Here is a 21,387-nt window from a genome sequence, read left to right as displayed (position 1 = left end):
GTTGTAGGTGTTGGAGCCGAGCCCGAATTCGGGGACGTTGGTCTTTCCGATGATGATGGCGCCGGCATTGCGGATGCGCTCGACGAAGAAATCGTCTTCCTGCGGCACGAAATCGGCGAAGATCGGCGAGCCGAAGGAGGTCCGGAGGCCCGTCGTCGAGGCGAGATCCTTGATGGCGATGGGCAGGCCGAAGAGCGGACCCGCAGCTTCGGCTCGCGACAGGCTGGCATCGGCCGCATCGGCTTCGCGCAGGATATCGGCGCGATCGCGCAAGGAGACGATGGCGTTGACCAGCGGATTGACCGCCTCGATGCGATCGAGGAATGCCGCCACCACCTCGCGCACGGAAAGCTCTCTCTCCCGGATCGCGCCGGCGAGTTCGACCGCGGACAGGCGGCAGATGTCGCTTGCCGGCTGCACGGCATGTTTCGTTTGAGGACGCAGCATTTTAATGGGTTTCCTGCAGCGCCTGATCGACGTCTTTGGCGAGCGGGATCGCCGGTTGGGCGCCAGGCTTCAGGCAGGCCAGCGAACCGGCCGCGCCAGCGCGCGCCAGCGCCTGTTCGAGCGTGAGGCCCGACGACAGGCTGGCGGCGAAATAGCCGCAGAACGTATCGCCGGCGCCGACCGTGTCGACAGGGGTGATCTTGCGTGCCGGAACGGTGAGGAATTCGCTCGGCGTTGCCGCCATCACGCCGTCGCCGCCGAGCGTGACGACGACGGTGCGGCCGGTCTTTCCGGCAAAGTCGCGCATACGGGCCGCCCGGTCGCGGCCTTGCAGCGACAGCGCTTCGCCATAGAGGTCGAACTCGGTTTCGTTCGCGACGACATAGTCCGCCTTGCCGAGAAAGCCGGCTGCCTGCCCCTGGAAAGGCGCCGTGTTGAGCACGGTGATGGCGCCGGCCGCCCTTGCCTGGTCGAGGGCGGCATCGACGGTGGCCAGCGGAATCTCGTTTTGCAGTAGCACGACGTCGCCTTTTTTCAGAAAGGCCTTGGAGAGATCGCCTGGTACCACGGAAGCGTTGGCGCCCGGCACCACGGCGATGATGTTCTCGCCGTCGTCGGCGACCATGATCAGTGCCGTGCCGGTCGAGGCGTGAGTCTCGGCAACGCCGGACAGGTCGACCTTGCCGTCGCGCAGCAATGCCAGTGCCTCGGCTGCGAAGCTGTCCCTGCCGACGGCGCCGACCATGCGCACCGAGGCGCCGGCGCGTGCGGCGGCCAGTGCCTGGTTGGCGCCCTTGCCCCCGGGTGCGGTGGTGAAAGCCGAGCCGCCCACCGTCTCGCCGGGGCTCGGCAAGCGGTCGACCTTGGCGATAAGGTCGAGGTTGATCGAGCCGATGACGATAATCAAGCAGGGCCTCCTGGCAACGCAGATTCAAAATGTCGGAGCGTCTTCGTGCGTCCGGGCGGACGCAGATCGTTCCGATTGCGTGGAAGCTAACCTGTATGGCCGCGGCTTGCCAGACCACGCGCATGGTCCAGTCCGATTTGAGGCGTTGTGGCCTATTCGCAGCGCACGGTGACCGTGCCCTGATAGTTGCCGGCGGGAAAGATGCCGCTCGACTTGGTGGCGGTGAGGTCGACCTGCATCGCGTGGGTGCCGTTGGCAACCCTCTGCGGCACACTTCCGTTGACATCGACCCCCGAGCCATCGAGGCGGAAGACTGAAGCGAAGGTCACGTTGGTGCCGCCGCCGCTCGGTGCGGAGGAGAATGCGGCAGGCGCCGGCGCCGAAACCGAATAGCAGTCAAGCAAGTTAAGTATCGAGCACAACAGGGAACTTGCCACCACGGTGGCGCTGGCGCTCGATCCGCCTGCCTGTTTAGAGCCCAGTATGTTGATGGCGGGATTGGCCTTCATCGTTCCGGACGCCCCGACCATGATGGTGCAGGTGCCGATGATCGCTGCCTGCACCGGAAGGCAGGAACCGGCAAGTGCAGCCATCGCAAACAGCGCGCGGCTACTGCTTCTTCTTTTTCTTGCCATCGCCATTTCCGGTCCTGATGCTCCAGCCTTCGTTGGCCCACCCCGGTGATGCGGCCGTGGAAGCGCTGGCGGCTACGCTGGCCGTCTGGCCGTCGGCGCCGAGGCCCATTTTGAGAAGTTTCAGTTCCAGATGCAGGCGCTCGACCTCAAGCTCGTAGAGGCGGCTGCAATCGACGCGCTTCGGCGTACGCCCGATCGGGATCACCACCCGGCCGTAAGTGGCGACATCATTGTCGGACTGGCTGTTGCCTCTGATAACGCCGAGATCGACATAGGCCCCGGAGCCGGAGACGGCGGAACGGCATGTGGTGCCGTCCGCGGCACGGACCTCGTCCTGGCCCTGAGGCAAGGTGACACCGGGCAGGTTGAAGCCGCTCTCATTCTGGTTGAGGTTATAGACGTCCTCGGCCCCGGCCGGCGAGGCACCCGCCCAAGCAGCCGCGAGCGCCAGTGTCAGGACTTGCGGCGCCCGAAGAACTTTCCGCATATCTGTGCCCTTATCTGCGTTTGTTGATTGGGAAAGGGAATGCTTTCGGTACAGATACGCACTTTACGCTCGCCGGCGCCATCAAAGGGCACGACCACAAGGACAGAACGGGAAGCCTGGGAAGCCAGCTGGAAGACATTTGGAGAGATTCTGGCATCTACCGGCTGAAAATCCTGATCGTAGACGTGGATTTCGACCCGGATCTTCCTGTCGTAGGGATTGGCAGGGAAGATGCGGACCGCGAAGACGTCGGTGAAGCTGTTGATCTCGCCACGCATCGGCGACATCGATTGTGCCTTGACGGCAATGGGCGCCAATCCGATGGCCAGTGCCGTCGCCAGGATTCGAACATGTTTCAACGCCCCCTCCTTCGCTGCGCGTCATTCGCAGCGCAGCGTTACCGTTGCCTGATAATTGCCGTTGGCGAAGCGATTGCTGCCGCCTTTGATTCCGGCGAGGTGAACCGAGACGAGATCGGCGCCGGGTGTGGTGATGCTGGTTGCCGAGCCGGTCTCGACGATGGCATGCGCGCCGGTGGCGGAGTAGGTCGGCGTCCAGGTCGTCGACGTGCTGTCTGCCGATGGCACCGTCATGGTGGTGACCGGATCGACGCTGAGCGACACACCTCCGGTCGTCGTCAGCGTCACGGTCCCAGCCGAGCCGCCGCTGTTGTGGGAACTGAGGGACTGGAGATCGGGACTGGCCGTCATCGTGCCGTTGGTGGCAACGACAAGCGTGCAGGTGGGCGCGATCGTGCCATTGAAGATGACATTCTGCGTCGCGGCCAACGCGGCCTCGTCGATGCTGGCAACCAGCAGAGCTGCGCCGCAGGCGGCGCGAAACAATGTCATCGGGACCTCCTATCAAGCCGGATCGTCCGGATTAATATGAGGGCATCATCACTTTATCGTGGTTAATTTAGAGTTACCTAAAATAACGGCTTAAAATAACAATTACAGGAACCGGAGGTTGCTCTCGGTTGCAAAGGCGGAAACCACAGTGGAAATTGCGCTTATACTTAATAACGCCGATATACCTATGTTTTTCTTCAAAATTTCGAGAAAAATCGATATTACGATACCTGCCCGGCTTCCCAGCCCAGAATGGCGCGCTTGCGGGTCAGGCCCCAGTGATAGCCGGTGAGGTCGCCTGATTTACCGATGGCGCGGTGACAAGGCACCACGAAAGAGAGCGGATTGGCGCCGTTGGCCGCACCGACCGCACGGCTGGCGGACGGTGCGCCGATGCTGGCCGCGATCGAGGAATAGGTGCGGGCCTTACCCATCGGGATCTTGAGCAGCGCCTCCCAGACGCGAACCTGGAAGTCGGTGCCGATCATGACGACATGCAGCGGCTGGTCGGGGCGCCACAACGTTGGGTCGAAGATACGGGCGGCATAGGGACCGGTAGCAGTCATGTCCTCGACGTAGACGGCGTTCGGCCAGCGGCTGGACATGTCGGCGAAGGCGGCGCGTTCCTCGCCGGGGTCGCTGAAGGCCAGGCCTGCAAGCCCGCGCTCGGTGGCCATGATCAGGGCGGTGCCGAACGGCGAGGAATGGAAGCCGTAGCGGATGGCGAGCCCGGCGCCGCGTGTCTTGTAGTCGCCCGGCGACATCGCCTCATGCGTGACGAACAGGTCATGCAGCCTGCCCGGGCCGGACATGCCCAGTTCGAACGAGGTCTCGAGCAGCGGCATGCCGGAATCGAGCAACCTGCGCGCATGGTCCAGCGTCACCGCCTGCAGGAAGGCTTTGGGCGACAGGCCGGCCCAGCGGGTGAAGAGTTTTTGCAAGCCGGTCGGCGTCTCGCCGACCTCCTCGGCCAGCTCTTCAAGGGAAGGCTGGTCACGATAGTCGAGACTGATCTTCTCGATGGCACGGCGCACGATCTCGTAGTCGCTGCCTTCAGGCGTGATATCCTTTTTGAGGACCGCGGTGTGTGTGCTCATGGAACTGTCTCCTTGAGCCGGAATATCGCCCCTCGGGGCGTCGATCGCCACCCGAAACTTGCCTTCCTGCGGCGCATACCCAGATGGACACGGAATTCGAGCCCAGGAACCGCTCGTGCAGGCTCAGCGTGCCTTGGCGGTCGCCAGCGCCCGCGAAAAGGCGGTGGCAAAGCTCTCGCGGGAATCGGGGTCCAGGAACGATCCGATCGGCACGTTCTGCCCTTGGCCTTCCACCGTCATCCCTGTGATGCCGATCTCGGCGTGACGGGCCACCGAAAACCGCGCCCAGAACGGATTGAAGCGATGCGCTTCCGATTTCCCCGAGGGGGCGGTCTTGCGGATGTCGAGGCTGGTGCGCGAGACCGAGACTTCCTCGCGTGCGCGAGCGGCACGATAGTTGATGCGAAAGGCGATGTAGACGGCGACCACGTCGAGGCCGAAGAAGCCGAACACCGGCCAGGCGCCGCGCGACAGGAAAAACGCGCCTGTCACCAGCCAGCCGAACAGCAGCGCGCCCATCAGGATGAAGAAGCCTGTCCGGCCCAGCGACCGGTGCGGGGTCAGTAGCGCCTGAAAGAATGGCTCGTCGGCCTGAAACGAGGCGTTTGTGTCGCTCATGGCGGGATATTATAGGAGGGAAATGGCGAGCCCCAAGTCCAAAGATTCTTCCATGTCCAAAAAAGAGCTGTTGCCCGCACGGCGCGATGGGTCGAACGCCAAGCCACGCCCGCGGCCGGTGCGGCGCACCTCGCGCTACAGCCCGGCCGAAGTGCACGAGATATTCCGGCGCTTTTCCGTCCAGAGGCCCGAGCCGAAGGGCGAACTCGAACATGTCAACGCCTTCACGCTGCTGGTGGCGGTGGTGCTGTCGGCGCAAGCGACGGATGCCGGCGTCAACAAGGCGACGCGGGCGCTGTTCAAGGCCGCCGATACGCCTCACAAGATGCTGCCGCTGGGGGAGGCAAGGGTCGGCGAATATATCCGCACCATCGGGCTGTGGCGCAACAAGGCGAAGAATGTGATTGCTCTGTCGCAGGCGCTGATCCGCGACCATGGCGGCGAGGTACCCGACAGTCGCGATGAATTGGTCAAGCTGCCCGGGGTCGGGCGCAAGACTGCCAATGTCGTGCTCAACATGGCCTTCGGCCAGCACACGATGGCTGTCGACACGCATATTTTCCGCACCGGCAACCGGCTCGGGCTGGCGCCCGGCAAGACGCCGGAACAGGTCGAGCAAGGATTGTTGAAGATCATTCCGGACGAATATATGCGCCATGCACATCACTGGCTGATCCTGCATGGCCGCTACGTCTGCAAGGCGCGCAAGCCGGATTGCCCGGCCTGCGTCATCGCCGACATCTGCAAGGCCGAGGTCAAGACGACCGATGTGCCGGCACCGCTGGTGCCGATCGCACCGCTCGACCCTGTCGAAGAGATTCAGGACCGAAGCGGAGCGACGGCGTAATTCAACTCTCCTCCACAAACACCTCTTCGCGCTTTTTCTTGACCGCCGGCAGGAAGACGATGACGAGCACGGCGAGCGCGATGAGCAGCAGGCCGGCGCTGATCGGTCTGGTCACGAAGGTGCTCGGGTCGCCGCGCGAGAGGATCATGGCGCGGCGCAGGTTTTCCTCGAGCAGCGGGCCGAGCACGAAGCCGAGCAGCAGCGGCGCCGGTTCGCAGCGCAGCTTGGTCAGGAGATAGCCGAGGAAGCCGAAGAAGGCGACGGCATAGAGGTCGTAGACGTTGCTGTTGACGCTGTAGACGCCGATCGAGCAGAACGCCATGATGATCGGGAAAAGCACGTAATAGGGGATCGTCAGCAGCTTCACCCAAAGCCCGATCAGCGGCAGGTTGAGGACGATCAGCATCAGATTGCCGATCCACATCGAGGCGATTATACCCCAGAACAGCGCCGGCTGTTCGGTCGCGACATTGGGGCCGGGCACGATGCCCTGGATGATCATGGCGCCGATCATCAGCGCCATGACCGGGTTGGCTGGAATGCCGAGCGTCAGCATCGGGATGAAGGAGGTCTGCGCACCGGCATTGTTGGCCGATTCCGGTCCGGCGACGCCTTCGATGGCGCCCTTGCCGAACTCCTGCGGGTTTTTCGAGACGCGTTTTTCGACCGTGTAGGACGCAAAAGCTGCCAGGATCGCGCCGCCTCCCGGCAGGATGCCGAGCGCCGAACCGATGATCGTTCCGCGCACGATGGGCGCTGCCATGCGCCGAAGTCCTCGCGGGTCGGCATAAGGCCCGTGACCTTGCGGATCATCACGGAGCGCTCATCCTCGTTTTCGAGGTTGCGCAGGATCTCGGCGACGCCAAAGACGCCGACCGCCACCGCAACGAAATTCAAGCCGTCGGCATATTCCCGGATTCCAAGCGTGAAGCGCGGCGTGCCGGTGTAGATGTCGGTGCCGACAATGCCGAGCAGCAGGCCGAGCACGACCATGGCCAGCGCCTTGACGATAGAGCCGTGGGCGAGCGCGACGGACGAAACCAAGCCGACGATCATCAGCGAAAAATACTCGGCCGCGCCGAATTTCAGCGCGATCGCCGTCAGCGGCGGGGCAAAGATGGCGACGAGGAACGTCGACACCGTGCCGGCAAAGAACGAGCCGATGGCCGCGATCGCGAGAGCCGCTCCGGCGCGGCCGTTCCTGGCCATCTGGTAGCCGTCGATCGCGGTCACGGCGGACGAGGATTCGCCCGGCATGTTGATGAGAATGGCGGTGGTCGAGCCGCCATATTGCGCACCGTAATAGATGCCGGCGAGCATGATGAGGGAGGAGACCGGGTCGCCGATCTGGAAGGTGATGGGCAGAAGCATGGCGATGGTCGCGGTGGCGCCGATGCCGGGCAGGACGCCGATCAGCGTGCCGAGAAGGACGCCGATCAGGCAGAAACCGAGGTTGGTCAACGACGTCGCCGTCGAAAAGCCGAGCGCGAGGTTGTCGAGGAGATCCATGCTCATCGCCTCACGGTGCCGACCCTGGGGCCAGCCACGGGCCGAAGCGGCGGAACGGCAGGCCGAGCGCGTAGCTGAAGACGAGGAAGGCAAACAACGTCAGGCCGGCCGACAGCACGAGCGCGGTCAATGGCTTCATGCGGCGGCTGGCAAACGACGCGATCAGCGCCGTCAGGAAAATCGACGGGATGAATCCGAGGCCGCGCACTGTCAGGCCGAAGAAGATCGGAGCAGGCAGGATGAGCAGCATGCCGCGCCACGCAATGTGCCCGATCGCTTCGCCCTCGACGCGTACGGCCTGGACGAGAATGACCGCGCCAAGCAGGATCAGCACGATCGCCAGGACCAGCGGAAAATAGCCTGGCCCCATGCGCAAGGCGGTGCCGATTTCGAGACCGAGCGATTGCAGCGCGAACCACGCGCCGAAACCGATGAACAGGGCAGCGCACAGGCCGTTGGCCCTGTCGATCGCGAAAGGTTTCATGATGGTTCTCCAAGCCCGCACTGGGGTAGCGATGCCGAGCGAAATAGGGGCGCTGGTGGCGCCCCTATTCAAATCTCAGTCGGCGTACTGGCCGGCGGCTTCGATGATCGGCTTCCAGCGCGCGATCTCGCTTTCCAGCTTGGCCTTCAGTGCGGCGGGCGTGGCATCGGCCTCGAGCGACGGCTTGGTGCCGAGTTCGGCGAAGCGGGCCGCGACGTTCTGGTCCTTCAGCGCGACCTGCAGCGATTTCGACAGGCGTTCGGTGATCTCGGCCGGCGTGCCCTTGGGTGCATAGAGACCATGCCAGATGCCGACCTGCACATCGGGGAGACCGCCTTCCACCGTCGTCGGCACGTCCTTCAGCACATCGAGGCGTTCCGGCGAGGTGACGGCATAGGCCTTGATGGTGCCGCCCTGGATCTGCTTGGTGGTGTTGGTCGTCTGGTCGCACATGATGTCGACCTGGCCGCCGAGAAGATCGGTCATGGCCGGGCCGGTGCCCTTGTAGGGCACGGTGACCAGCGGCGTCTTGATGGCGCTCATGAACAGCATGCCGCACAGATGCGAGGCCGCACCGATGCCGGCATTTGCGACGGTAATGGAATCCTTGTTGGCCTTGGCGTACTCCACCAACCCCTTGAGGTCGGTGGGCTCCAGGTCCTTGCGGCCGACGATGGTCATCGGCACTTCGGTGACGAGGCCGACATATTCGAAGGCGTTCAGCGTGTCGTAGGCGAGCTTTCTGTACAGCGTCGCACTTGTCGCCATGCCGATATGATGGAGCAGCAGCGTATAACCGTCCGGCTCGGCGTTGGCGACGCGGCCGGCACCCAGCGTGCCGCCGGCGCCGCCGACATTTTCGACGATGACCTGCTGGCCGAGATCCTTCGACATCGCTTCGGCGACGAGGCGCGTGACCGTGTCGGTCGGGCCGCCGGCTGCAAACGGCACCACAACGGTGATGGTGCGTTCAGGATAGGTCTGCGCGCCGGCAGTGAACCCATAAAGCGCGACGGCCGCGGCAGCAGCCAGAGTGGCGACAAATCTTCTCATCGTGATCTCCTCCCGGGATATGAATCTCCAACCGCTGCGCGGAACTCCTCTCAACACCGGCTGCGCATGAAGCAACAACTAGGGCAAGCTAGCAAATAGCAACCGGGCTCAAACGGCAAACTGCCGATATCCGCAGATATCCGCTCTCAAAAGGTTCTCAGAGTTTGGGTTCACAAAGCTGGCGATTGATCGCGAGATGCGCCTGCAATTTCATGCGGCATCCCATCGCCTCTCGACAATCGGCTGGGCGTCGCCTCCTGGCCTGCGGAACGTACCGAAGCCGAGGCGTGGGATCACAACGCCCTGTGTGGTGATGATTCCATGATGGTGTCCTTTCGCGGATGTGGCGGCGGGGCTACACGCGCACCCCGCCGCTTCGCGCCGCCGCTGGTTCGGGAGTCCATGCGGTAAGTCGTGATCCCATCAGGCGGCTGTCTTGCCTTGGCACGCCCTGACGAGTTCGACGATGACGCTTTCAAGTGTCGTGGTGCCCTTCACCGCTGATCGGCCGTGGTCGCTGAACTCGATCCAGCCCTCGTTGAAGCCGTCAAGCATCCGGATCCGGGGTGACGGATTTTGCGTGCCCTGGGAACGGAAGATCTCCTCCCAGCTTTCACGCAGCACTGTCTCGACCCTGACCGGGCGCTCCAGCACCGTGGCGAAGGCGCGGGCGAGATCGTTGGGTGAGACGCGTGCGGGCCCTTCCAGCTCGACGACCCGCGTCCCGCTCCAGTCCTCATGGAGGAGCATGGCGGCCTGGCGCCCGACATCTTGCGTCGCAACCATCGGGAACGGTCTGTCAGCCGGCTGCAGGAAGCTGCGCAACACGCCTTCATCGCGCGCCGAGGGAACGTCCCAGAGCGCATTTTCCACGAACCAGCCGGGCCTCAGGAAGATGATCGGAAGGCCGATCTCCCCCAGCGACTGTTCCATCAGCATGCGCTGGGTCAGCAGGTTCTCGTGCGGAGCATCAGCGCCGATTGTCGACAAGCAGACCACCTTGCCGGGACGCGCCTCGGCCAAAGCCGCCGCCACGGTCGCGATGACGCGCCTGGCCTCGGGAAAGCCGGGCTCCGGGTCGAACTCGGAGGGCGGCAGGATGAAGACGCCCGTGGCACCCCGAAACGCTGAAGTCAGGCTTGCCGCATCGTCCATCTCGGCCAGGGCGACGTCACAGCCCCGGGTTCTCCACTCCGCCGCCTTGGCCTTGTCGCGCAGAACGGCGCGGACGGGTAGTCCCCCGGCGAGAAGGCTGCGCGCAAGTGCGCCGCCGACCTTGCCGGTGATTCCGGTGATTGCGTACATGATGGTTCTCCAGATGTTGATGTCGATCGCCTGGGTTCAGGCAAGTCCGGCATAGAGGCCGCGCTCGAACGCGCCGTAGAGCGCGACGACCCGCTCGTCGTAGAAGGGCAGGACCTGGGTGAAGAGCGCGCCTGTGACATGCTTCACCGGATCGAGCCAGAAGTAGCAGTTGAGCAGACCTGCCCAGGAGATGCTGCCGGCGGAGCGCCCGTTCGGTCCTGCCTGCATGTTGATGTCGAAAGACAGACCCCATTTATGCGGCTGTCCCGGGAACTGGTCGAAGCTGCGGGAATAGGACGGCTGCGCCGAATGCATCTCCTGGACGTTCAGCTCGCCGATCTGGTTCTGCATCATCATGGCGACCGTCTCCGGATGCAGGATTCGCTCGCCATGCAGCGTGCCGCCGTTCAGCAGCGCCTGCAGAAAGGCCATGTAGTCGCGCGGCGTCGAGAAGGCGCCGCCGCCGCCCATGAAGAACTCCGGCCGCTGCGGCATCTCGAAGGGTGCCGGCTCCAGCCCGCCATCGGCGCGGCGGCTATGGAAGCTGGCGACACGCCGCTTCTGCTCGGTCCCGATCAGGAAGCCTGAATCCTTCATGCCGAGCGGCGCGAAAATGTTCTCGCGAAAGTAGATTTCGAGCGACTGATCAGACACCGCCTCGACCAGCTTGCCGACCCAGTCCATGCTGATGCCATATTCCCATCGCTCGCCGGGCTCGAATTCGAGTGGGGCGGTGAAGGCGGCGTTCCTGCAGGTCGCGATGTCGGGCATGCCCGTCACCTTCTCGTAGCGGGTCAGAGCCTCGCTCCAGATCGAGTAGGTGCAGCCGGAGGTATGCGTCAGCAGATGGCGAACCTTGATCGCGCGCTTGGCCGGCCGCAGTCGCGGCGTTCCATCCTCGGCAAAGCCGTCGAGGATTTGTGGAGAGGCCAGTTCCGGCAGGTACTTCGACGCATCATCGTCCAGATGCAGGCGGCCCCGTTCGACCAACTGCATGCAGGCCGTCGCGGTGAACGCCTTGGTCATCGACAGCAGCCAGAATACCGTGTCGAGCGTCATCGGTGCGCCCGTTGCGACGTTGGCCTTGCCGAAGGCACCTTCGTAGACCATGCCTTTGCGCGTCGCCGCGACGGCGATGACACCGGCTACGTCGTCGTTTGAGACGCCTGCCTGCAAGGCGGCGTCGATCGCCTTGAACTGCACTGACGAACCGGCTGGCATTCTTTTGGCCAAGGCGGGGCTGACCGTATCGAGAGCCAGAATGGCCCCCAGCATTCCTCCGCGCTGAAGCATGGTTCTGCGTGTGATCTGGTTCATGACCAACTCCTTTCTGGATCGAGGGAAATCCGATTTTCCCGGCCGCTCGCCCGCAATGTTGCCAGGACGTCACCTTGTAAGTCGTGCCATGACATGATTCACGCGCATTAGAATCAATGTTACAGTGACTCAGATTCACTATTGCTCGCCTCGGAGGCGAAGGGGAATCGAATGGTTTTCGACACGCGGCTTCTGACCGGCGTCGGGGTTCTGGCAGCGGTTGCGGAGGCTGGGAATTTCGCTCGCGCCGCGGAGATGGTCGGCCTGACACCATCAGGGGTGAGCCGGGCCGTCGCGCGTCTGGAGGCGCGGGTCGGCGTGCGGTTGTTCGATCGCAATCCGCGTGCAGTCACCCTCACCGAGGAAGGACGCCGCTTCCACGCACAAGTGATGTCGCTTCTTGCAGGCCTGGATGAGGCGGCTGCCGAGGCCGCGGGCGCGGCGGCGCTCGTACGCGGCCGGCTGCGCGTATCGGTGGACCCGTGGTTCGCACGCATGGTGCTCGCGGCCAGGCTGCAGCGGTTCCTCGCCCGCTATCCGCTGCTGATGCTGGATTTCTCGACCAGCAACTACCGCGAGGAGATGATGACCGGCGTGGACGTGGCGATACGCTTCGGGCCGCCCAATGCATCATCCCTCATCATACGCAAGCTCCTGGAAACCCCGATCCTGACAGTTGCGGCGCCGGCCTATCTCGAACGGCACGGCCAGCCACAGTCGCCGCACGACCTCGTCCATCACGAGGCGCTTCTCTTCCGTGATCCTCAAACCGGCCTTCCTTTTCCATGGGAGTTTCTCCGGGGCGGGGAGATCGTCAGGGTCAAGATCTCAAGCCGCCTGGTGTTGGATGATCCTTCCGTCGCGGTCACAGCCTGCGTAGCGGGCCAAGGCATTTTCCAAAGCCTCGCCATCGGCCTTGCGCCGTTCCTGGCACGGGGAGACCTCGTGCCGATCCTGCGGGAGTGGTCGGAAGAACTTTATCCGCTCTACGCCTATCACCCATCGCGCCATCTGCCGCCGGCTAAGGTCAGAGCATTTCTGGATTTTATCCAGGAGATTGCCGCTAGTTTATAATCGAGACCACCTTGCGAATAGAGTTCGGCCTCAATAGCCGTAGCCGCGCGCCATCGCCGCGGCGAAGACCGGGATGAGCAGGAAGATGAAAGCTTCGGCGCGGATGTAGGTCTTCACGGACGCAAGCTCGGCCGCCGGTACCTGGAACGAGGCATTGCCGCTCGCCTGCCTGTTCCAGGATATGAAGCGGACGGTCGGGATGATCGACAGCAGGCCGACCATGACGAACGCCGCTATCTTGGCCCAGAACACCCAATTGTAGACGTAGAATTCCCAGCCCTTGAGGCCATAGAAGACTTTGCCGATGCCGACGACGATGATCAGCGTGGCAATGATGCCGTAATGGCGGTCGATGCCGGCGAGCCTCTTGAGCGTCGCAGCGCCCAGATCGCCGCGGATCAGGACGAATTCGGCGCCGATGATCCCCGCCAGCGAAAAAACCAGCAGATGATGGAAGATCGCAAGCACAAGATCGGTGGTGTCCATGCTCTTTCCCTGGGTTTGACGGCAGCAATGCGCGCCTGAAAGGTCGCGCTGGCAGGCGTTGAATCGGCCTGCCGTGAAAAAATAACACCGTCTCGCAAAATTCCCATAGCGGCGCCTGGATGATGGGCCGTGTTGCGCTGGCCCCTTGCGCCGCACCGGCGATTTGCTAAGCGCTGGCGATCCGTACGAGGCAGATCCCATGAACAATCCACAAGCGACCAGCGCCCCTGTCATCGAAACGAAGCGCACCATCCTGCGGGCACACCGGCTGGATGATTTCGACACCTATGCCGCGATGTGGACCGATCCCGTCGTCACCCGCTTCATCGGCGGCAAGCCGCGCACGCGCGAAGAAAGCTGGATGCGCTTCCTGCGTCACGCCGGCCTGTGGTCGCTGCTCGGCTATGGCTTCTGGGCGATTGAGGAGAAGGCGACCGGACGCTTCATCGGCGAGGCCGGGTTTCACGACCTGAAGCGCGATATGGAACCATCGATCGAAGGCATTCCCGAGGCCGGGTGGGCGCTGGTTCCGGCCGTGCACGGGGCGGGCTTCGCCACCGAGGTGGTTGGCCGCATGCTGTCGTGGAGCGAAGAGATTTTCGGGCGCGAGAAGACCGTCTGCATCATCGATCCGGAAAACGGCGCTTCGCTGAGGGTGGCTGCGAAGTGCGGTTACCGGGAAGTGGTGAAGACCACCTACCACGACACTCCGACCATCCTGCTGGCGCGGTGACCCGAGCGGCGCGGCCAGCCGCTGTCGGCGTCGGCATGATGGAGGCTGTCGCCAGCAATGATGACGAGGCGGGCCGCGCCAAGAACCGCCGTATCGTTCTGGTCAAATTGACTTGAGCGGGGCTTCCAACGAGGACGTGTTCTACGGCATGGCGTCCGCTGCCAGGCTTGCCCGCTCGAGCATGGAGGCGTCCTCGCCGAAGGCGCGGGTGGCGCGGGCCGCCGCCTCGAGCAGCGGACGCTTCATGCGCTGCAGAAATGCCGCGTCGACGCGCGTGCTGGGTCCAGCCAGGGTCAAGGCGCCGAGCAGGACGCCTCCCGGGCCGAACACCGGCGCCGACACGCCCCCCGTCTCAGGGTCCCGGTCGCCCACGGCGAGGCAGTTGCAGGTCTTGCGGATGGTCTCGTACGGTTCGCCCTGCTGGCCCGAAAACGCTGCAAGCACGCGGCCGCCGGAGCCGAGCAGCAAAGGCAATACGTCGCCTTCGCGTATCGTGTAGCGGATCGGGTGCTTGGATTCGACGCGGTAGAGACAGGTGCGGACGTCGCCCGAGCGAACATAGAAGGCAACGCTCTCCCAGCTTCGCTCGGAAAGATCGCGCATGATCGGCAGCAGGATATCGACCGCCACGACCGAACGCTGGTAGAGCGCACCGAGCCGAAAGGTCGCGGGTCCGACGCGGTAGCGCCCATTGTCGAGGCGCTCGAGCAATCGTCCGCGCATGAGGGAATTCGCAAGCCGCAGGATGGTGCTCTTGTAGAGGCCGGTGCGCGCCGCGATTTCGGCCAGGCTGAGCGACCGGTCATCCGTGGTGAAGGTATCGAGGATGGCAATGGCTCGATCAAGCGCGGCAACACCGTCCGCCGAGGTGCGATCTATTTCCCCATCTGCCGATTTGCTTGGCGAGTCCATGGTGGTTCCAGTTTGAAGAAAGCCGAGCGACGCGACTCTGTCGCGCCGCCAAATCGTTCTGTCCAGTAGAATATCGTTTCCGTTGACAGAACTCCGTAACATCTGCTTGAAATCGATGACGGGTCTGGATGCAGGCGCGTTTTGGCGGGCACCGGAGGAGGTGTCGTGATTTGGAGGAATCCCCATGCTGAACAGACGCAGATTTTTGATGAGCACCGCAGCCGTGGGTGCCGGGCTGATGACGTCGCATCTTTCTCCCGCTTACGCCGAAGGCGCGCCCCAGATACAGCTCTTCGTGCCTGCCGCACCGGGTGGCGGCTGGGACCAGACGGCGCGCACGATCGACCAGGTGCTGCGCAGTGAAAAGCTGATCTCGGGTTCGCAGATCACCAATGTCGGCGGCGCCGGCGGGACTGTCGGGCTGCCGCAATTCATCAGCCAGTGGAACGGCAAAGGCAATTCCCTGATGGTTGCCGGCATGGTCATGGTTGGCGCCATCATTGCCAACAAGGCCGCGAACAATCTGACGCAAGTCACCCCGATCGCCCGCCTCACCGGCGAGTTCGAGGCCCTGGTCGTGCCGGCGGAGTCACCGTTCAAGACGGCCGCTGATTTCGTCGCCGCGCTCAAGGCCGATCCGACAAAGGTTCCCGTCGCCGGCGGCTCCGCCGGCGGCTCGGATCACATCTTGTTCGGCTTGATTGCCAAGACGGTCGGCGTGCCGGCGACAAACCTGTCCTACGTGCCGTTCGCCGGCGGCGGTGAGGCGTTGTCGGCGCTGCTCGGCAACCAGGTCGCGGCCGGCATCTCCGGCTTTGGCGAGTTCTCCGAGCAGGTCAAGGCGGGCGCGCTGCGGTTGCTCGCCATCTCGGCTGACAAGCGTCAGGACGGCATCGACGCACCGACGTTGAAGGAAGCCGGCATCGATGTCGAACTGTTCAACTGGCGCGGCGTCTTCGCACCGCCCAGCGTTTCCGACACCGACAAGGCGGCGATGGTCACAATGATCGAGACCATGGCCAAGAGCGATGCATGGGCAACCGAATGCAAAAACCGCAACTGGACGCCCATCCTTTTGACTGGCGACGACTACGCAAAATTCCTCACCGAGGACACGGCCCGCATCACCGCGATCCTCAAGGATCTCGGCCTCGCCTGATGTCTTCAGGGGGCGGTTAGAGTGCCGCCCCCTTCCCATCTCGCCTGCCGCATGGACATATGATGCGGCGAAACTGCGGATGCGGCCGGCTGGAGGATGCCGGCCATCTTGGGAGGATACCGATGAGCACCAGCGACCAGCAGGCGGCGCCGTGGCGCCTTGCCGTGCCGGAATTGTTGATAGGCATCGGGCTCCTGGCCTGCGCCGGCGCCGTCGCCTGGCAGACGCTGGCAATCCCGGTGTCGCCGCTCTACTCCAAGGTCGGCCCGACCGTCTTTCCCTACCTCACCATGTTCGGCCTGGTGGTTCTTTCGCTGTTGCTCATCCTTGCCGCGCTTCGCGGCGGCTGGCAGCCGGAGGAGGAAAAGGAGACGCCGACCGACTGGAAGGCGATGGGCTTCGTCGTCATCGGCCTGATCGCCAATCTGCTGCTCATCCGGCCGCTCGGCTTCACGGCGGCATCCGTCATCATGTTCGTTCTGGTCTGCTACGGCTTCGGCAGCAAGCGCACGCTGCGTGACGCAGTGCTCGGCCTGATCCTGGCGCTGGCCGCCTATTTCGGCTTCGCTAGGGCGCTTGGCGTCAACATCGGTGCCGGTTTCATCGAGAACCAGCTGAACACGGTCATCGATGCGTTCATCACCATGTTGAGGGGCTGACGCCATGGAAACGCTCGGACATCTCGCACATGGCTTCTCGGTTGCCTTCACCCCGGTCAACCTTCTGTGGTGCCTGCTTGGCACCACACTCGGTACCGCCATCGGCGTGCTGCCCGGTCTTGGACCGGCGCTGACCATCGCGCTGCTTTTGCCGATCACCTATCAGGTGGCGCCGGAAGCATCCTTCATCCTGTTCGCCGGCATCTACTACGGCGCCATGTATGGTGGTTCGACGACGTCGATCCTGCTCAACACGCCCGGCGAAAGCGCCACCATCGTCACTGCGTTGGAAGGCAACAGGATGGCGCGCTCCGGGCGCGGCGGCGCGGCACTCGCCACCTCCGCGATAGGCTCGTTCGTCGCCGGCACGATCGGCACGATGGGCGTCGCTTTCCTGGCGCCGGTGGTGGTCAAATTCGCATTGGCCTTTGGTCCGGCCGAATATTTCTCTTTGATGGTGCTGGCCTTCATCACCGTTTCGGCGGTGCTCGGCTCGTCTTCCGTACGCGGCCTGACCAGCCTGTTCGCCGGCTTCGTCATCGGCATGATCGGCGTAGACCTGCAGACCGGCCAGCCACGCTTCACCTTCGGCACGAACGAACTGCTTGATGGCGTCGATGTCATCATTGCCGCGGTTGGCCTGTTTGCCGTCGGCGAGACGCTCTACATGGCCTCGCGCCGCTATGCCGGCAAGGACGAGATCGTGCCGCTGAAGGGCTCGCTCTACATGACGGCGGCCGAGTGGGGGCGTTCGTGGAAACCCTGGCTGCGCGGCGCTGCGATCGGCTTCCCGATCGGCGCCATGCCGGCCGGCGGCGCCGAAATCCCGACCTTCCTGTCCTATGCCATCGAAAAGAAGCTGTCGAAGCACAAGGAGGAGTTCGGCACCGTCGGCGCCATCGAAGGCGTTGCCGGCCCCGAGGCCGCCAACAATGCCTCCGCCGCCGGCGTGCTGGTGCCGATGCTGACGCTTGGCCTGCCGACCTCCGCGACCGCGGCGATCATGCTGTCGGCCTTCCAGAGCTACGGCATCAATCCCGGGCCGCTGCTTCTCACGACCCAGGGCGACCTCGTCTGGGGGCTGATCGCCAGCCTGTTCATCGCCAACGTGATCCTCGTCGTCCTCAACCTGCCGCTGATCGGGCTGTGGGTGCGGTTGCTGAAAATCCCGGCGCCGCAGCTTTATGCCGGCATCCTGGTGTTCGCCACGGTCGGCACCTATGGCATTTCGCAATCGCCCATCGACCTCGTCATCCTGTATCTCCTGGGGGCGGCCGGTTTCCTGATGCGGCGGTTCGATTTCCCGACCGCGCCCGTCATTATCGGCATGATCCTTGGACCGCTCGCCGAAACCCAGTTCCGCCGGGCGATGACCATTTCGAATGGCGACTGGTCGGTGTTTTACACCCACAAGCTGTCGCTGACGCTGCTGACGCTCGCCTTCATCGGCCTCGCCAGCCCGCATATCTGGGCCTTCATCGAGCATCGGCGTCGGCGAGGACCGGAGCATGTGCCCGGCGATGCCTGATCGATCCAATGATGCCATGACAGAATTGCTTTCCGGTATCCGCGTCCTCGACCTGACCAACGTCCTGGCCGGTCCCTACTGCGCCTATCAGCTGGCGCTGCTCGGCGCCGATGTGATCAAGGTCGAGGCGCCGCAAGGCGGCGACCTGGCCCGCCAGCTCGGCGGCTCGCCAAAGCTGAACAGCGCCGGCATGGGCGCATCGTTCCTGGCGCAGAACGCCGGCAAACGGTCGGTGGTGCTCGACCTCAAGCAGCAAGCCGATCGCGAGCGCTTTTTCGATCTGGTGGCCAGCGCCGACGCCCTGGTGGAGAATTTCCGCCCGGGCGTGATGGATCGGCTGGGGCTTGGTTACGAGGCGCTGAAGACGGTCCGTCCAGGCCTCGTCTATTGCGCAATATCGGGTTTCGGCCAGACCGGGCCGATGCGCGACAATCCCGCCTATGACCAGATCATCCAGGGCCTGTCGGGGATCATGAGTATCACCGGAACACCGGAAACGGCGCCGCTGCGGGTCGGCTATCCCGTGGCCGACACGCTTGGCGGACTGGTCGGCGCGTTCGCCATTACCTCGGCGCTGGTGCGGCAGAAGACGAGCGGCGAGGGTGCCTTTCTCGACGTCTCGATGCTCGAATGCACACTTTCCGCGCTTGGCTGGCCGGTTTCCAACTATTTGACCGCAGGCATCGACCCCAAGCCGATGGGCAATGAGAACATGACTGCGGCACCCTCCGGTACGTTTCGCACCGGCGACGGGCTCGTCAACATCGCCGCCAACAAGCAGGAGCAGTTCGTGGCGCTGTGCCGGCTGATCGGCCGGCCGGAACTGGCCTCCGATGTCCGCTTTGCCGAGCGCGAGACGCGCAAGCGCAACCGTGCGGCGCTTAAAGTCGAAATTGAGGACGCCCTGGCGGGCGCCTCGGCGGCTGCCTGGGAAGAGATGCTCAATCGCGCCGGCGTGCCTGCCGGCAGGGTGCTGACGATCCCGCAAGTGCTGGCCGAGCCGCAAGTGCTCGAACGCCGGGTGACCGCGAATTTTGATGATGTGGCCGGCATGGACAAGCCGCTGACCGTTCTGCGCGGCGGCTTCATGGTCGATGGCGAGGCGCCCTTGCCGACAAAGCCGCCGCCGGCGCTCGGCGAACATATGGGCGAGGTGTTCGCCGACCTGCCACCCCGCGGCAAGGCAAAGGCACGCGCATGAGCGACACGGAGAAGACGGGCCGTGAGCGCGGCGAGGAATGGTGGCAGACCGACATCATCGAGATGCGGCCTGGTGTCATCCGGCTGCGCGGCTACGAGATCCAGGATCTGATCGGCCGCGTCAGCTTCCCGGCTGTCATCTGGCTGATGCTGCGCGGCGAACTGCCCAGCGAGGACCAGGCAGAGTTGCTCGGCATTGCCTTGGGAGCCGCCGTCGACCACGGACCGCAGGCGCCATCGATCGCCATTGCGCGCATGGCCGCAACCTGCGGCGTCGGTATCAACAGCGCCATGGCCTCGGCCATCAACGTTCTCGGCGACGTGCACGGTGGCGCCGGCGAGCAGGCGCTTTCCTTCTATGGTGACATTGCCGTGGCGATCGATGCCGGGATGACGCTGAATGAAGCGGTCTCGGCGAGGCTCGACCGGTTCTTCGCCGAGGAGAAGGGCTATGTGCCGGGGCTCGGACATCGCTTCCATCCCGTCGACCCGCGCGCGCCGCGTTTGCTGGAACTGACCCGCGAATTTGCCGCACGCGGTGCCGTCAACGGACGTTTCGCCGATATTGCAGAAGCGATCGAGGCGGACGTCGCGCGACGCAAGAGGAAAAAAATACCGCTCAACATCGATGGCGCTACCGCCGTCATCTATGGCGAACTCGGTTTTCCGCCAGCGCTGACGCGAGGGCTTTTCGTGCTGTCGCGCTCGGTCGGCATCCTTGCGCATGCCTGGGAGCAGTCGCAGCAGGCCGAGCGAAACAAGGGGCCGCTGCCGCGCGAATGGCTGTGGACCTATACCGGCACGCCGGTGCGGCCGTTTCCCGAAAGCGATGAGCCCGGCGAGTGAGGCTTTACGCCTGGTCCACCTGCAAAGGCTGAGGAAGCTTCAGCGTCTTCACCAACGTTGAAAGATCCGGCTCGTCGATGAGCATGGCCGCGTCGGCTGGCGCCAGCCAGGCCCGCTGGCGTCGTTTGGCTTCCTGCCAGTCGGCCAGTTCCTCACTCACCTCGAGCAGATAGACGATGACGTCGACGCGGACAAAGCGATTGGCCAGCCGCTTCCAGTAGGAATAGGTACCCGCCGGCTGCTTCAGCGTCTTGCCGAGCACGCCGGCTTCCTCCTGCGCCTCGATGGTGGCCGCCTTGCGTCCGCTCTTGCCCTTCATCGGCCAGCCCTTGGGGACGATGAAGCGCCTGGTGGTACGCGACGTGACCAGCATGACCTCGATGCCGCCGCGCGCGGTCAGCCGAAAGGGAATAGCCGCCACCTGGCGGATCCTCTCGCCCTTCTTTGCCTTGCGTACGGCCTTTTTCTTGGTGGCTGCCATTCGTCAATCCAGTCGATGCAATGCCGCATAGCGCGACAAGGCATCGTTGCAAAACCAAAACTTTCGCATGTGCCGAAAGACACTCGAAATACCTAAGTCGGCTAAATAAATGAAAAACGCCTTGATGTCAGCGGCAATTGCTCACGGCGGTGGTGCCGATTATCTGGGTCTGGCAGCTTGGCTTGAGCTGCTGCACGACCGGGGGCGGCTGCTGAACGATCTGGCGGTCCTGGGCGCGGTACTGCTGCTGTTGCTGCTGATATTGCTGCCGTTGTATCCTGTTTTGCAGGATTTGCAGGTCGTTCTGCCGGATCAGCGCATTGTTGCCGGTAGCGGAATTGAGCGCTTGCGCGGAAGCCGGCAGGCAAACGCCCGCCAGCACTGCCGTGGCCAGCATTGCCACTGTGAAGATCGTTGATGGCCGAAGTGCCGACATTCGCTCATTCCCGCGCAAAAAACTCTGCCCACTGATATAGGACGTTTGCGCGGCGATGCCATGGCCAGCGGGTCGAGCATCACGAAATCGGGCAGTCCGATCGCTTTGTTCTGCGATTCCAGCAGTGAACCGCAGATAGTCGTCATATGACGACTATGAAACGTCAGCGGCTTTAGTCAGTGTCCGCACGTAAATTTTCGGTTTCATCCGGCATAAGTTAATGTATTCTAATTGAGTCAGAGCTCCGCAAGTGGGAATGCGGATGCTCTGTTTTAATGCATTGAACCTTATTGCGCAGTGCCGGCATCCTTATTGC

24 protein-coding genes and 1 pseudogene are annotated in these 21,387 nt (G+C 63.6%); 9 read left to right on the top strand and 16 right to left on the bottom strand.

What is annotated here, in order from left to right:
• From EN749_RS10385 to EN749_RS10350, 8 genes are all read right to left on the bottom strand, one after another.
• The coding region (locus EN749_RS10385; protein WP_245491335.1) for an amidase family protein at positions 1-447 on the bottom strand (447 nt) is incomplete at its 3' end.
• Between the two features lies 1 nt (position 448).
• Positions 449-1,354, bottom strand: a complete 906-nt coding sequence (locus tag EN749_RS10380) for a ribokinase (RefSeq protein ID WP_128288019.1) — start codon at positions 1,352-1,354, stop codon at positions 449-451.
• Positions 1,355-1,506: 152 nt separating this feature from the next.
• Positions 1,507-1,989: a hypothetical protein gene (locus tag EN749_RS10375; RefSeq protein ID WP_164895597.1), complete on the bottom strand. Its 483-nt coding sequence runs from the start codon at positions 1,987-1,989 to the stop codon at positions 1,507-1,509.
• On the bottom strand, positions 1,964-2,476 hold the full coding sequence (locus EN749_RS10370; RefSeq protein ID WP_128363071.1) for a hypothetical protein: 513 nt from the start codon (positions 2,474-2,476) through the stop codon (positions 1,964-1,966). The genes EN749_RS10375 and EN749_RS10370 overlap by 26 nt, the downstream gene beginning before the upstream one ends.
• On the bottom strand, positions 2,443-2,835 hold the full coding sequence (locus EN749_RS10365) for a hypothetical protein (protein WP_127322477.1): 393 nt from the start codon (positions 2,833-2,835) through the stop codon (positions 2,443-2,445). Before EN749_RS10365 ends, EN749_RS10370 begins: the two co-directional genes overlap by 34 nt.
• 21 nt (positions 2,836-2,856) lie before the next feature.
• Positions 2,857-3,327: a hypothetical protein gene (locus EN749_RS10360; protein WP_127809323.1), complete on the bottom strand. Its 471-nt coding sequence runs from the start codon at positions 3,325-3,327 to the stop codon at positions 2,857-2,859.
• Positions 3,328-3,548: 221 nt separating this feature from the next.
• Positions 3,549-4,424, bottom strand: a complete 876-nt coding sequence (locus EN749_RS10355; RefSeq protein ID WP_127809324.1) for a bifunctional helix-turn-helix domain-containing protein/methylated-DNA--[protein]-cysteine S-methyltransferase — start codon at positions 4,422-4,424, stop codon at positions 3,549-3,551.
• Between the two features lie 123 nt (positions 4,425-4,547).
• Positions 4,548-5,042: a DUF2244 domain-containing protein gene (locus EN749_RS10350; protein WP_127397029.1), complete on the bottom strand. Its 495-nt coding sequence runs from the start codon at positions 5,040-5,042 to the stop codon at positions 4,548-4,550.
• A 22-nt stretch (positions 5,043-5,064) separates the two neighbouring features.
• On the opposite strand from EN749_RS10350, the gene nth reads away from it, so the two are divergent.
• Positions 5,065-5,889: an endonuclease III gene (gene nth / locus EN749_RS10345; protein ID WP_128363070.1), complete on the top strand. Its 825-nt coding sequence runs from the start codon at positions 5,065-5,067 to the stop codon at positions 5,887-5,889.
• A gap of 1 nt (position 5,890) precedes the next feature.
• Here nth and EN749_RS10340 read toward each other — a convergent pair.
• The 5 genes and pseudogenes from EN749_RS10340 to EN749_RS10320 form a co-directional block, all read right to left on the bottom strand.
• Positions 5,891-7,398, bottom strand: a pseudogene (locus tag EN749_RS10340) (tripartite tricarboxylate transporter permease).
• A 10-nt stretch (positions 7,399-7,408) separates the two neighbouring features.
• Complete coding sequence (locus tag EN749_RS10335; RefSeq protein ID WP_128363069.1) at positions 7,409-7,882, bottom strand: tripartite tricarboxylate transporter TctB family protein; 474 nt, start codon at positions 7,880-7,882, stop codon at positions 7,409-7,411.
• Between the two features lie 75 nt (positions 7,883-7,957).
• A complete protein-coding gene (locus EN749_RS10330) occupies positions 7,958-8,935 on the bottom strand; it encodes a tripartite tricarboxylate transporter substrate-binding protein (protein WP_128363068.1) in 978 nt (325 codons plus the stop codon).
• 423 nt (positions 8,936-9,358) lie between these two features.
• The gene (locus tag EN749_RS10325; protein ID WP_128363067.1) at positions 9,359-10,240 is read right to left on the bottom strand and encodes an NmrA family NAD(P)-binding protein; all 882 of its coding nucleotides are present in this window, start codon (positions 10,238-10,240) and stop codon (positions 9,359-9,361) included.
• Positions 10,241-10,276: 36 nt separating this feature from the next.
• Complete coding sequence (locus EN749_RS10320) at positions 10,277-11,557, bottom strand: serine hydrolase domain-containing protein (protein WP_128363066.1); 1,281 nt, start codon at positions 11,555-11,557, stop codon at positions 10,277-10,279.
• Between the two features lie 171 nt (positions 11,558-11,728).
• Between EN749_RS10320 and EN749_RS10315 the strand changes: the two genes are divergently transcribed.
• A complete protein-coding gene (locus EN749_RS10315; RefSeq protein ID WP_128363065.1) occupies positions 11,729-12,631 on the top strand; it encodes a LysR family transcriptional regulator in 903 nt (300 codons plus the stop codon).
• Between the two features lie 30 nt (positions 12,632-12,661).
• Here EN749_RS10315 and EN749_RS10310 read toward each other — a convergent pair whose 3' ends face one another.
• A complete protein-coding gene (locus EN749_RS10310; protein WP_128363064.1) occupies positions 12,662-13,117 on the bottom strand; it encodes a DUF2214 family protein in 456 nt (151 codons plus the stop codon).
• 199 nt (positions 13,118-13,316) lie between these two features.
• Between EN749_RS10310 and EN749_RS10305 the strand changes: the two genes are divergently transcribed.
• Positions 13,317-13,850 (top strand): GNAT family N-acetyltransferase, encoded by a 534-nt coding sequence (locus EN749_RS10305; protein WP_128363063.1) that lies wholly within the window; start codon positions 13,317-13,319, stop codon positions 13,848-13,850.
• A gap of 141 nt (positions 13,851-13,991) precedes the next feature.
• Here EN749_RS10305 and EN749_RS10295 read toward each other — a convergent pair whose 3' ends face one another.
• Entirely contained in the window at positions 13,992-14,762 is a 771-nt protein-coding gene (locus tag EN749_RS10295) for an IclR family transcriptional regulator (protein ID WP_127379945.1), read from the bottom strand.
• Between the two features lie 184 nt (positions 14,763-14,946).
• Between EN749_RS10295 and EN749_RS10290 the strand changes: the two genes are divergently transcribed.
• The 5 genes from EN749_RS10290 (at position 14,947) to EN749_RS10270 (ending at position 20,154) form a co-directional block, all read left to right on the top strand.
• Positions 14,947-15,921 carry a tripartite tricarboxylate transporter substrate-binding protein gene (locus EN749_RS10290; RefSeq protein WP_128363062.1) on the top strand — a complete coding sequence of 325 codons (975 nt, stop codon included), beginning with the start codon at positions 14,947-14,949 and terminating at the stop codon, positions 15,919-15,921.
• Between the two features lie 122 nt (positions 15,922-16,043).
• On the top strand, positions 16,044-16,580 hold the full coding sequence (locus tag EN749_RS10285) for a tripartite tricarboxylate transporter TctB family protein (RefSeq protein ID WP_027037688.1): 537 nt from the start codon (positions 16,044-16,046) through the stop codon (positions 16,578-16,580).
• Between the two features lie 4 nt (positions 16,581-16,584).
• Positions 16,585-18,108 carry a tripartite tricarboxylate transporter permease gene (locus tag EN749_RS10280; protein ID WP_128363061.1) on the top strand — a complete coding sequence of 508 codons (1,524 nt, stop codon included), beginning with the start codon at positions 16,585-16,587 and terminating at the stop codon, positions 18,106-18,108.
• A 16-nt stretch (positions 18,109-18,124) separates the two neighbouring features.
• Positions 18,125-19,309: a CoA transferase gene (locus tag EN749_RS10275; RefSeq protein ID WP_127396746.1), complete on the top strand. Its 1,185-nt coding sequence runs from the start codon at positions 18,125-18,127 to the stop codon at positions 19,307-19,309.
• Positions 19,306-20,154, top strand: coding sequence for a citryl-CoA lyase (locus EN749_RS10270; RefSeq protein WP_128363060.1), 849 nt, complete (start codon positions 19,306-19,308; stop codon positions 20,152-20,154). The genes EN749_RS10275 and EN749_RS10270 overlap by 4 nt, the downstream gene beginning before the upstream one ends.
• 4 nt (positions 20,155-20,158) lie before the next feature.
• Here EN749_RS10270 and EN749_RS10265 read toward each other — a convergent pair whose 3' ends face one another.
• Positions 20,159-20,635, bottom strand: a complete 477-nt coding sequence (locus EN749_RS10265) for an NUDIX hydrolase (RefSeq protein WP_127396748.1) — start codon at positions 20,633-20,635, stop codon at positions 20,159-20,161.
• A gap of 109 nt (positions 20,636-20,744) precedes the next feature.
• Between EN749_RS10265 and EN749_RS39565 the strand changes: the two genes are divergently transcribed.
• Positions 20,745-21,053: a hypothetical protein gene (locus EN749_RS39565; protein WP_164749439.1), complete on the top strand. Its 309-nt coding sequence runs from the start codon at positions 20,745-20,747 to the stop codon at positions 21,051-21,053.
• Positions 21,054-21,387: the final 334 nt, after the last annotated feature.

It is taken from the genome of Mesorhizobium sp. M7A.F.Ca.ET.027.02.1.1 (genome assembly GCF_004022985.1).
In the GTDB taxonomy this organism is placed as follows: domain Bacteria; phylum Pseudomonadota; class Alphaproteobacteria; order Rhizobiales; family Rhizobiaceae; genus Mesorhizobium.
This window is presented reverse-complemented; position numbering and strand designations above follow the sequence as displayed.